The 12,139-nt window shown below is 59.7% G+C and carries 10 protein-coding genes; 8 read left to right on the top strand and 2 right to left on the bottom strand.

Annotation, left to right across the window (positions count from 1 at the left end; genetic code table 11):
• Positions 1-103: 103 nt before the first annotated feature.
• Both M2397_RS11580 and M2397_RS11585 read right to left on the bottom strand, forming a co-directional pair.
• Entirely contained in the window at positions 104-1,354 is a 1,251-nt protein-coding gene (locus tag M2397_RS11580) for a ribonucleotide-diphosphate reductase subunit beta (RefSeq protein WP_024077017.1), read from the bottom strand.
• Positions 1,355-1,933: 579 nt separating this feature from the next.
• The gene (locus M2397_RS11585) at positions 1,934-2,203 is read right to left on the bottom strand and encodes a DUF2790 domain-containing protein (RefSeq protein WP_027607759.1); all 270 of its coding nucleotides are present in this window, start codon (positions 2,201-2,203) and stop codon (positions 1,934-1,936) included.
• 411 nt (positions 2,204-2,614) lie between these two features.
• On the opposite strand from M2397_RS11585, the gene acs reads away from it, so the two are divergent.
• The 8 genes from acs to M2397_RS11625 all read left to right on the top strand — a co-directional run bounded on the left by acs (position 2,615) and on the right by M2397_RS11625 (position 11,981).
• The gene (acs, locus tag M2397_RS11590) at positions 2,615-4,570 is read left to right on the top strand and encodes an acetate--CoA ligase (protein WP_131697800.1); all 1,956 of its coding nucleotides are present in this window, start codon (positions 2,615-2,617) and stop codon (positions 4,568-4,570) included.
• Positions 4,571-5,204: 634 nt separating this feature from the next.
• Positions 5,205-5,990: an ABC transporter substrate-binding protein gene (locus M2397_RS11595; protein WP_259243173.1), complete on the top strand. Its 786-nt coding sequence runs from the start codon at positions 5,205-5,207 to the stop codon at positions 5,988-5,990.
• Between the two features lie 92 nt (positions 5,991-6,082).
• Positions 6,083-6,772, top strand: coding sequence for an ABC transporter permease (locus M2397_RS11600; RefSeq protein WP_010208305.1), 690 nt, complete (start codon positions 6,083-6,085; stop codon positions 6,770-6,772).
• Positions 6,769-7,467: an ABC transporter permease gene (locus tag M2397_RS11605; protein ID WP_053140043.1), complete on the top strand. Its 699-nt coding sequence runs from the start codon at positions 6,769-6,771 to the stop codon at positions 7,465-7,467. The genes M2397_RS11600 and M2397_RS11605 overlap by 4 nt, the downstream gene beginning before the upstream one ends.
• 1 nt (position 7,468) lies before the next feature.
• Positions 7,469-8,581 (top strand): succinylglutamate desuccinylase/aspartoacylase family protein, encoded by a 1,113-nt coding sequence (locus M2397_RS11610; protein ID WP_145338716.1) that lies wholly within the window; start codon positions 7,469-7,471, stop codon positions 8,579-8,581.
• Between the two features lie 27 nt (positions 8,582-8,608).
• Positions 8,609-9,373, top strand: a complete 765-nt coding sequence (locus tag M2397_RS11615; RefSeq protein WP_003214336.1) for an ABC transporter ATP-binding protein — start codon at positions 8,609-8,611, stop codon at positions 9,371-9,373.
• 159 nt (positions 9,374-9,532) lie between these two features.
• Complete coding sequence (gene argR / locus M2397_RS11620; protein ID WP_131697797.1) at positions 9,533-10,513, top strand: transcriptional regulator ArgR; 981 nt, start codon at positions 9,533-9,535, stop codon at positions 10,511-10,513.
• Positions 10,514-10,760: 247 nt separating this feature from the next.
• Entirely contained in the window at positions 10,761-11,981 is a 1,221-nt protein-coding gene (locus tag M2397_RS11625; protein ID WP_131697796.1) for an aspartate aminotransferase family protein, read from the top strand.
• The last annotated feature ends 158 nt before the right edge of the window (positions 11,982-12,139 follow it).

Below are 12,139 nucleotides of genomic sequence, written 5' to 3' on the forward strand. Positions count from 1 at the left end.
TGGCAGGTATTTAGTTTCTCTCTATAAAAAGCCCTGAATGATTCAGGGCCTTTTGAATAGCTTTGCTATCAACTTAATTCGTATTTTTTGTTTGTCTTGAGAGTTAATCCCAGCTCAACGCCCCACCCGTCTGATACTCAATAACCCGAGTTTCAAAGAAATTCTTCTCTTTCTTCAAGTCCATAATCTCACTCATCCAAGGGAACGGGTTAGTCGTCCCCGGATACTCTTCCTTCAAACCAATCTGCGACAGACGACGGTTAGCGATGAACTTGAGGTAATCCTCCATCATCGCGGCGTTCATGCCCAACACCCCACGCGGCATGGTATCCCGCGCATATTCAATCTCCAGCTGAGTCCCTTGCAGGATCATCTGGGTCGCTTCTTCCTTCATCTCGGCATCCCACAGGTGTGGGTTTTCGATTTTGATCTGGTTGATCACGTCGATACCGAAGTTCAGGTGCATCGACTCATCGCGCAGGATGTACTGGAACTGTTCCGCCACGCCGGTCATTTTGTTGCGGCGGCCCATGGACAGGATCTGGGTGAAGCCGCAGTAGAAGAAGATGCCTTCCAGCACGCAGTAGTAGGCGACCAGGTTGCGCAGCAGTTCCTTGTCGGTGTCGACGGTGCCGGTTTCGAACTTCGGATCGGAGATCGAGCGGGTGTATTTCAGGCCCCAGGCTGCCTTTTTGGCGACCGATGGGATCTCGTGGTACATGTTGAAGATCTCGCCTTCATCCATGGCCAACGATTCGATGCAGTACTGGTAGGCGTGGGTGTGGATCGCTTCTTCGAAGGCCTGGCGCAGGATGTACTGGCGGCACTCTGGGTTGGTGATCAGGCGGTAGACGGCCAGGACCAGGTTATTGGCGACCAGGGAGTCGGCGGTGGAGAAGAAGCCGAGGTTGCGCATGACGATGCGGCGTTCGTCGTCGGTCAGGCCTTCGGGGTTTTTCCACAGGGCGATGTCGGCGGTCATGTTGACCTCTTGCGGCATCCAGTGGTTGGCGCAGCCGTCGAGGTACTTCTGCCAGGCCCAGTCGTACTTGAAGGGCACGAGTTGGTTGAGGTCGGCGCGGCAGTTGATCATGCGCTTTTCGTCAACGGCGACGCGGGCGGAGGCGCCTTCGAGTTCGGCGAGGCCTTCGGCGACGTCGAGTTTGTCCAGGGCAGCCTTGGCGCGCACGATGGCGGCAGAGTCACTGGCTGTGACGGCGCGGGCTTCGATGGCGGCAGCGGCGCCGGCACCGTCGAGGCGGTCCATGTTGGCTTCGGTGGCGTGGCCGGCGTTGGCGCCTTTGGTGGCTACTTCGCCGTCTTCTTCTTTGTCGAATTCGTCCCAGCTCAGCATGACGTGTCGTCTCCTGCGTGAGGGCTCAAAGGTGCGCGTGTGAAACCGGATGGTTGGGTGTTCACACGGCCCCAGGGCCCGGTGGATCTTAAGGAATCGTTTGTTGCAACAGCTCGCGCAGGCAAATAAACGGAATTGGGTAACGGGTGCTCTGCGTGAGGCTTGAGGGGCGGAGCGACAGGTGCATGCTCCCGCGCGGGCTCAAGGTTTGGCTCTTCGTCCCAGTGTAAAGGGATATTGCAGGCCCGATTTACCCGCGCATTATAGGGAAAAATTCGGCTTTGTGTTGCGGCGGATGGTCTCGGATCAGAGACAAAAAGGCGGCTATTTGAGCCAGAGTGAGGGTTTGCGGGGGGGTGATGGGGTAGGAAATTTTTGACGGGCGGTGGGCTATTTATCGTGGGGGGGAGAGGAGGGCTTTTTGAGGGCAGGAAGGGAGGGCCTGGGCTGAGTGACGACCGCTATCGGGAGCAAGCCCCTTCCACCTTTACCGCGTGTCGTGCCTGGGGCCGGTTCTTTGCCGCAAGAACGATTTCTTGCGGCGAATAAGATCCGGGTCTGTTCTAACTAACGAAGTTGTTATCCGTTAGAGCAACCATTACCCATGACATGGTAATTAAGGATATGACGCTGACCTTGGGAATCTTCATATTCCATCTTCACCGGTACAACTTCGCAAACTTCCGGAATCGTGCTCATGGACAATACTTTGGCCACATCCAGCTTGGTGCTGTAGGTGTAATCCTCAACAATCGGGGCGTTCTGGCCGGCCAGCTCGGTCGGGGCCTCGTCGGCCAGGGCGGCGGTGGCGCACAAGCTGCTGAGGGCCATAACTACGAGAGCTTTCATTTCTTTACTTACCTTCTTCAGGGCGAAAGGGGCCACGGGGCCCTTGTGAGGCCACGTGTGTAACTTAGGGTTGGTTAGTTCGGATTAACGTGCCTTCGTGGGGGCTGTTACGTTGTTAATCACTGTTGTGTTAATCACAATGCCTTGGTTGGCGGAAGTGATTCTAGGCCTGCGGGTTATATTCATATACCCGTGCTTTTGATAAAGACTATTGGCGGTTTTTGTAACAATCCCGTGGTAAAGGTTTTTTCACCCACCCGCAAAGCCCCGCAGGCTGCGGGCCAGAGCGGCAAACGGGGATAGCAGGGCATTTTGTAGGGTCTTGTTACTACCATCGTCGAATGGTTCTATAGGCTCACCCCGGATACAACTGGGTCATACAACAACAACTATGTCACCGAGGTAAGAAAGATGAGTGCGGCTTCCCTGTACCCCGTTCGCCCCGAAGTAGCAGCCAACACGCTGACCGACGAGGCAACCTACAAGGCCATGTACCAGCAGTCGGTGGTCAACCCCGATGGTTTCTGGCGCGAGCAAGCCAAGCGCCTTGACTGGGTCAAGCCTTTCACCGCGGTGAAGCAGACCTCTTTCGACGATCACCATGTCGACATCAAGTGGTTCGCCGATGGCACCCTGAACGTTTCCTACAACTGCCTGGACCGTCACCTCGCCGAGCGCGGCGACCAGGCGGCGATCATCTGGGAGGGCGATGACCCGGCCGAGAGCCGCACCATCACCTACCGCGAGCTGCACGAGGAAGTCTGCAAGTTCGCCAACGCCCTGCGTGGCCAGGATGTGCACCGCGGCGACGTGGTGACTATCTATATGCCGATGATCCCCGAAGCCGTGGTCGCCATGCTGGCGTGTACCCGCATCGGTGCGATCCATTCCGTGGTGTTTGGCGGTTTCTCGCCGGAGGCCCTGGCCGGTCGCATCATCGACTGTAAGTCGAAGGTGGTGATCACTGCCGATGAAGGCATTCGCGCTGGTAAGAAAATTCCGCTGAAGGCCAACGTCGACGACGCGCTGACCAACCCGGAAACCAGCAGCATCCAGAAGGTCATTGTGTGCAAGCGCACCAATGGTTCGATCAAGTGGAACCAGCATCGCGACATCTGGTACGAAGACCTGATGAAAGTGGCGGGCACCGTGTGTGCGCCAAAAGAGATGGGCGCCGAAGAAGCACTGTTCATCCTCTACACCTCCGGTTCCACCGGCAAGCCTAAAGGCGTGCAGCACACCACCGGCGGCTACCTGTTGTACGCAGCCCTGACCCACGAGCGCGTATTCGACTACCGCCCGGGCGAAGTCTACTGGTGCACCGCCGACGTCGGCTGGGTCACCGGCCACACGTATATTGTCTACGGCCCGCTGGCCAATGGCGCGACCACCTTGCTGTTCGAAGGCGTGCCGAACTACCCGGACATCACCCGGGTGGGCAAGATCGTCGACAAGCACAAGGTCAATATCCTCTACACCGCCCCGACCGCGATCCGCGCGATGATGGCTTCCGGCACCGCCGCCTGCGAAGGCGTGGATGGCAGCAGCCTGCGCCTGTTGGGGTCGGTAGGTGAGCCGATCAACCCGGAAGCGTGGGACTGGTACTACAAGAACGTCGGCCAATCCCGTTGCCCGATCGTCGACACCTGGTGGCAGACCGAAACCGGCGCCACCCTGATGAGCCCGCTGCCGGGTGCCCATGCACTCAAGCCGGGTTCTGCCGCACGGCCGTTCTTCGGCGTGGTGCCGGCGCTGGTGGACAACCTGGGCAACATCATCGAAGGCGCCGCCGAAGGCAACCTGGTGATTCTCGACTCGTGGCCAGGCCAGGCCCGTACCCTGTACGGCGACCATGACCGTTTTGTCGACACGTACTTCAAGACCTTCCGTGGCATGTACTTCACCGGTGACGGCGCGCGTCGCGATGAAGACGGCTACTGGTGGATCACCGGCCGCGTGGATGACGTGTTGAACGTATCCGGCCACCGCATGGGCACCGCCGAGATCGAAAGCGCCATGGTTGCCCACCCTAAAGTCGCCGAAGCGGCGGTGGTGGGTGTGCCCCACGACATCAAGGGCCAGGGCATCTATGTGTACGTGACCCTGAAGAATGGCGAAGAACCCACCGAAGCCCTGCGCCTGGAGCTGAAGAACTGGGTGCGCAAGGAAATCGGGCCGATTGCCTCGCCGGACGTGATCCAGTGGGCACCGGGCTTGCCGAAGACGCGCTCGGGGAAAATCATGCGGCGTATCCTGCGCAAGATTGCCACGGCCGAGTACGACGGCTTGGGCGATATTTCCACCCTGGCGGACCCAGGCGTAGTGGCGCATTTAATTGAGACCCACAAGACCATGAACGTCGCGTAAGGCGGGGTAGGTGGGAAAGAGCCCCATTCGGTGTATGCCGAGTGGGGCTTTTTTGTGGTTTCTCAAAACCACTGGAGATCCCCTGTGGGAGGGGGCAAGCCCCCTCCCACATTTGGATTTCATTCCAAGGTGGGTATGGGGGAGGGTCTGACAGATCCGCATGACCACCAGTCAAATAAATATCGGTTTTTTGCGTAGGAGGTTTCTGAATGTTACCGAGTGGCACAAATGTGTAACCCACCGCCCAAACATGAGGCAAAGGGCTACGCTTATGCCCCGAAAAACCGCGCTTTAGACACCCCCGGCAATAAGATTAAACGCCACACTTGCCGTGCTAGAAGGGTTTGCGAATAATAGGCCCGCAATTTGCAGCATCAACAGGTTTAATATCTTTTGTCTCTGCATAAAATTCAGAGGCTGTCAATGTGCTGGAACCGCTTTCTCAGTGCTTCTGTAAATTGTTGTCGCATTGAGGAAATATCGGCTTCCGGCCTGTCGTTAGAATGCCGATCACTCGCTCGTCGTCGCATGCAGTCACTCGCGTAGGACGCAGCACCGCTATTCGGTTTCACTCAGTCGCATCGTGGGCCATGGCTCATACTGCTGTTTTGCCCTATACCGATGGAGTCCCAAGATGAAGAAACTCGTGCTGTTGGGCGCCCTGGCGCTGTCCGTGTTGTCCATGCAGGCTTTCGCTGAAGGCAAGCCTCTGAAAATTGGTATCGAAGCGGCTTACCCTCCGTTTGCCTCGAAGGCGCCGGATGGCAGCATCGTCGGTTTTGACTACGACATCGGCAACGCCCTGTGCGAAGAGATGCAGGTCAAGTGCACTTGGGTCGAGCAAGAGTTCGACGGCCTGATCCCGGCTTTGAAAGTGCGCAAGATCGACGCGATCCTGTCGTCCATGTCCATCACTGAAGACCGCAAGAAGTCCGTGGACTTCACCAACCGCTACTACCTGACCCCAGCGCGCCTGGTGTTGAAGGAAGGCTCTGCGGTCAGCGACAGCCTGGATGAGCTCAAAGGCAAGAAGATCGGCGTACAGCGCGGTTCGATCCACGACCGTTTCGCCAAGGAAGTCCTGGCACCTAAAGGCGCCACCGTTGTTCCTTACAGTTCGCAGAACGAAATCTACCTCGACGTGGAAGCCGGTCGCCTCGACGGTACCGTGGCCGACGCCACCCTGTTGCAGGAAGGTTTCCTCGATACGCCTGCCGGTAAAGGCTATGCGTTCACCGGCCCGGCGTTCACCGACGTCAAGTACTTCGGCGACGGCGTAGGCATCGCCGTGCGCAAAGGCGACAAGGAAAACCTGGACCGTATCAACGCTGCCATCGCCGCGATCCGTGCCAATGGCAAGTACAAAGAAATCGAGAAAAAGTACTTCAACTTCGATATTTACGGCCCTGAAGCCAAGTAAGTACTCGCAGCTGTCTGTCCTGAAATGGCGCAAGCAACAGAATTCCTGCGGTTTGCGCCATTTTTTCATCCCCCTTTTCGAGGACCTGAATCATGTTGAAAGGCTACGGGGCCGTCATCCTCGATGGCGCATGGTTGACGCTTCAGCTCGCCTTGTCGTCCATGGCCTTGGCCATTGTTCTGGGTCTGATCGGGGTCGCGTTACGCCTGTCGCCGGTGCGCTGGTTGGCCTGGCTGGGTGACTTGTACTCCACGGTGATCCGCGGGATCCCCGACCTGGTGCTGATCCTGCTGATTTTCTACGGTGGTCAGGACCTGCTTAACCGCGTCGCGCCGATGCTCGGCTATGACGACTATATCGACTTGAACCCCTTGGCCGCCGGTATCGGCACCCTGGGTTTCATCTTTGGCGCCTACCTGTCGGAAACCTTCCGTGGCGCCTTCATGGCCATCCCCAAGGGCCAGGCCGAAGCCGGCCTTGCGTATGGCATGAGCAGCTTCCAGGTGTTTTTCCGGGTGATGGTGCCGCAGATGATCCGGCTGGCGATCCCCGGGTTTACCAACAACTGGCTGGTACTCACCAAGGCCACCGCGCTGATCTCGGTGGTGGGCCTGCAAGACATGATGTTCAAGGCCAAGCAGGCGGCTGATGCCACCCGCGAGCCTTTTACCTTCTTCCTCGCAGTGGCGGCGATGTACCTGGTGATCACCAGCGTGTCGTTGCTGGCCTTGCGTCATCTTGAGAAGCGCTACTCGGTAGGCGTAAGGGCGGCTGATCTATGATCTTCGACTACAACGTCATCTGGGAGGCCATGCCGCTGTACCTTGGCGGCCTGCTGACCACCCTGAAATTGCTCGCCATCTCGCTGTTCTTCGGCCTGCTCGCCGCCTTGCCCCTGGGCTTGATGCGTGTGTCCAAGCAACCGGTCGTCAACGGCGTGGCCTGGCTCTACACCTACGTGATCCGCGGCACGCCGATGCTGGTGCAGCTGTTCCTGATCTACTACGGCCTGGCGCAGTTCGAAGCGGTGCGCGAGAGCTTCCTGTGGCCACTGCTGTCCAGCGCGACCTTCTGCGCGTGCCTGGCCTTTGCGATCAACACCAGCGCCTACACCGCCGAGATCATTGCCGGTAGCCTCAAGGCCACCCCCAATGGCGAGATCGAAGCGGCCAAGGCCATGGGCATGTCGCGCTACAAGCTGTACCGCCGCATCCTGCTGCCGTCGGCCCTGCGCCGCGCGCTGCCGCAGTACAGCAACGAAGTGATCATGATGCTGCAGACCACCAGTCTTGCTTCCATCGTCACCCTGATCGACATCACCGGTGCCGCGCGCACGGTGAACGCGCAGTTCTACCTGCCGTTCGAAGCCTACATCACCGCCGGCGTGTTCTACCTGTGCCTGACCTTTATCCTGGTACGCCTGTTCAAGTTGGCCGAGCGCCGCTGGCTGAGCTACCTGGCTCCACGGAAGCACTGATATGGAACGTATCGATCACCTGTTGCCCTGGGGCCACCTGGGCTGCGAGCGCCAACTGAGCGTGTTCCGTTTTGGCAGCGGCGAGCGCAAGGCCTATATCCAGGCCAGCCTGCACGCCGATGAATTGCCCGGCATGCGCGCCGCGTGGGAGCTGAAAAAACGCCTCACCGAACTTGAAGCGCAAGGTGCCCTCAACGGCGTGATCGAGCTGGTGCCGGTGGCCAACCCGATGGGCCTGGGCCAGCTGCTGCAAGGCAGCCACCAGGGCCGTTTCGAGGTGGGCAGCGGCAAGAATTTCAACCGCGATTTCGTTGAGTTGAGCGAGCCGGTGGCCGAGCTGCTCACAGGCAAGCTGGGGGATGACCCTCACGCCAACGTGCGCATGATTCGCCAGGCGATGGCCGATGTGCTCAACGCATTGCCTGAGCCAGGCAGCCAGTTGCAAGGCATGCAGCGCATCCTGCTGAGCCATGCGTGCAGCGCCGACATCGTCCTCGACCTGCACTGCGACGCCGAAGCCGCGCTGCACATGTACGCGCTGCCCCAGCACTGGCCGCAGTGGCGTTCGTTGTCGGCGCACTTGAATGTGACAGTCGGTTTGCTCGCGGAAGATTCCGGTGGCAGCTCGTTTGATGAGGCTTGCTCGTTGCCGTGGCTGCGTCTGTCCCGCGCCTTTCCCGACGCGCAGGTCCCGCTGGCCTGTCTGGCGACGACGCTGGAGTTGGGCGGTCAAGCGGACACGGGCCGTGACGAAGCGATCTTCCACGCCGAAGGCATCCTCGCGTTTCTCGCCGAACAAGGCCTGATCAAGGGCGAATGGCCGGCGCCGCAACACGAACCGTGCGAAGGCGTGCCCTTCGAAGGCACCGAATTGCTGTTCGCGCCCCACGCCGGGGTGATCAGTTACCTGCGTAAAGCCGGGGACTGGATCGAGAAGGGCGAGCCGATTTTTGAAGTGATTGACCCCCTGGAAGACCGCGTGAGCATTATCTGCGCGGGCACCTCGGGGGTGTTGTTTGCCGTTGAACGGCTACGTTATGCCCAAGCGGGTTTCTGGCTGGCCAAGGTGGCGGGGCGCGAAGCGCTGCGTCACGGGCGCTTGCTCAACGACTGACCACCTGTTTTTGTGAGAACCGACCGCATGTACAAACTTGAAGTCCAAGACCTGCATAAACGCTATGGCAGTCATGAAGTGCTCAAAGGCGTGTCCCTGGCCGCCGCGGCCGGTGATGTGATCAGCATCATCGGTTCCAGTGGTTCGGGCAAAAGTACCTTTTTGCGCTGCATCAACCTGCTGGAGCAACCCCACGCCGGCAAGATCCTGCTCAATAACGAAGAGCTGAAACTGGTGGCCAACAAGGACGGCGCCATGAAGGCCGCCGACCCTAAACAACTGCAACGCATGCGCTCGCGCCTGTCGATGGTGTTCCAGCATTTCAACCTGTGGTCGCACATGACCGCCCTTGAAAATGTAATGGAAGCGCCGGTGCACGTGCTGGGCATGTCGAAAAAAGACGCCCGTGAAAAGGCCGAGCACTACCTGGCCAAGGTTGGCGTGGGCCATCGCAAGGATGCATTCCCGGGTCATATGTCCGGTGGCGAGCAGCAGCGTGTGGCGATTGCCCGTGCCTTGGCGATGGAGCCGGAGGTGATGCTGTTCGACGAGCCCACCTCGGCCCTCGACCCCGAGCTGGTGGGCGAAGTGCTCAAGGTGATGCAGGACCTGGCCCAGGAAGGCCGCACCATGGTGGTGGTGACCCACGAAATGGGTTTTGCCCGTGAAGTGTCGAACCAGCTGGTGTTCTTGCACAAAGGCATCGTGGAAGAGCGTGGCAACCCGCGGGAAGTGCTGGTCAACCCGCAGTCCGAGCGGTTGCAGCAGTTCCTGTCCGGCAGCTTGAAATAGTCCCTTGCTGCTGAAGTTGCTTTTATGTGGGAGGGGGGCAAGCTCCCTCCCACATTAGATATCCACATTGGATCTTTATCGTTTTTAAGCTTTGTGTTGGTTTACGGGCTAGCATTGGCCTTTGTCTTCATTACCGTTCTTCGCTTCGGATAGCACTCCATGACCGCCCACAAAATTGGTTTCCTGATTTGGCCCAGCACAAAAGCACTCACGCTTGCGCTGGCTGAGGAGGCCTTGCGCGTTGCTCAGCGGGTGCATCCGGACGTGGTCTACGAGCTGTCGTTTTTGCTCGCCGAGCCGGCCACCGAAGGCGCCTGGCAACTGCCGGGCGAACCGTGGGCCGGCAAGCTGGAAGGCTTCCAGAAACTGTTCCTGCTGGCGGACGAGCCGCCTGCCGTGATCGCCTCGCAACTGAGCACCGCCCTCAAGCAACTGGTGCGGGCCGGTTGTGTGATCGGTGGTTTGTCGGCCGGTGTGTACCCGTTGGCCCAACTCGGCCTGCTCGACGGCTACCGCGCCGCCGTGCACTGGCGTTGGCAGGATGATTTTGCTGAGCGTTTCCCCAAGGTCATCGCCACCAGCCATCTGTTCGACTGGGACCGTGATCGCCTGACCGCCTGCGGCGGCATGTCGGTACTCGACCTGCTGCTGGCGGTACTGGCCCGTGACCACGGTGCCGAGCTGGCCGGTGCGGTCTCCGAAGAACTGGTGGTCGAGCGCATCCGCGAAGGCGGCGAGCGCCAGCGCATTCCGCTGCAAAACCGCCTGGGCTCCAGCCATCCGAAGCTGACCCAGGCAGTGTTGCTGATGGAAGCCAATATCGAAGAGCCCCTGACCACCGATGAAATCGCCCAGCACGTGTGCGTGTCGCGACGACAATTGGAACGGATCTTCAAGCAGTACCTCAATCGTGTCCCCAGCCAGTACTACCTGGAACTGCGCCTGAACAAGGCCCGCCAGATGCTCATGCAAACCAGCAAGTCGATCATCCAGATCGGCTTGTCCTGCGGCTTCTCCTCGGGGCCGCACTTCTCCAGCGCCTACCGCAACTTCTTTGGCGCCACCCCTCGCGAAGACCGCAACCAGCGGCGCAGCAGCAGCCCGTTCGAACTATCGTCGGTGCCGTCCGAGCGCGGTTGAAGTGTGCACGCTCGACGTGATGTGTCGCGCCCATTGAGCGACTGCTCTGCAGACTGCCGAAAACCCCAGTATCCGTTTAAACTGCGCCATTGCGACGCTATTTGTCGCATTGGCGTAAACCCGCGTAAAACGGGGGTTGGCGCTATAAGAAGTTGTCGCTTGGCGGCAAGGCCGCGCTGAAAACTGTCCTTACAATCCCTGCATCGCCCGCCAGTTCCAGGCAGGCGTTCCTCTTCAGGAGACTCCGATGTCCGTTGAGCAAGCCCCGGTGCAACGTGCCGATTTCGACCAGGTCATGGTGCCCAACTACGCACCTGCCGCATTCATCCCCGTGCGTGGCGCTGGCTCCCGCGTGTGGGACCAGGCGGGTCGCGAGCTGATCGACTTTGCCGGCGGCATCGCGGTCAACGTATTAGGCCACGCCCACCCGGCGCTGGTCGGTGCGCTGACCGAACAGGCCAACAAGCTGTGGCACGTCTCCAACGTCTTCACCAACGAGCCGGCCCTGCGCCTGGCGCATAAGCTGATCGACGCCACGTTTGCCGAGCGCGTGTTCTTCTGCAACTCCGGCGCCGAAGCCAACGAGGCCGCGTTCAAGCTGGCCCGCCGTGTGGCGTTCGACCGTTTCGGTACCGAGAAGTACGAGATCATTGCCGCGCTGAACAGCTTCCACGGCCGTACCCTGTTCACCGTTAACGTCGGTGGCCAGTCGAAGTACTCCGATGGTTTCGGGCCGAAAATCACCGGTATCACCCATGTCCCTTATAACGACCTGGACGCGTTGAAAGCCGCCGTGTCGGACAAGACCTGCGCCGTGGTGCTGGAACCGATCCAGGGCGAAGGCGGCGTACTGCCGGCCGAACTGGCTTACCTGCAAGGTGCCCGTGAACTGTGCGACGCCAACAACGCGCTGCTGGTGTTCGACGAAGTGCAGACCGGCATGGGCCGCAGCGGCCATCTGTTTGCCTACCAGCACTACGGCGTGGTGCCCGACATCCTCACCAGCGCCAAGAGCCTGGGCGGCGGTTTCCCGATCGCGGCGATGCTCACCCGCGAAGACCTGGCCAAGCACCTGGTGGTCGGCACCCACGGCACCACCTACGGCGGCAACCCGCTGGCCTGTGCGGTGGCCGAAGCGGTCATCGACGTGATCAACACCCCAGAGGTGCTGGCCGGCGTCAACGCCAAGCACGACCTGTTCAAGGCGCGCCTGGAGCAGATCGGCAAGCAGTACGGCATCTTCACCGAAGTGCGCGGCATGGGCCTGTTGATCGGTTGCGTACTGAGCGATGCGTTCAAAGGCAAGGCCAAGGACGTGTTCAACGCGGCCGAGAAAGAAAACCTGATGATCCTGCAAGCCGGCCCGGACGTGGTGCGTTTTGCGCCGAGCCTGGTGGTGGAAGACGCGGACATCAACGAAGGCCTGGATCGCTTCGAGCGTGCGGTAAAAACGCTGACCCAAGCCTGATAGCGACACCTTCTGCTGGCTGGACTGGGTCAAAAATGTGGGAGGGGGCTTGCCCCCGATAGCAATCTGTCAGTTGATGCATCTGGTGACTGATACACCGCTATCGGGGGCAAGCCCCCTCCCACACTGGAATATGCCCCACATGAAGATATGTGGTG

It is taken from the genome of Pseudomonas sp. BIGb0381 (assembly GCF_024809815.1).
In the GTDB taxonomy this organism is placed as follows: Bacteria; Pseudomonadota; Gammaproteobacteria; order Pseudomonadales; family Pseudomonadaceae; genus Aquipseudomonas.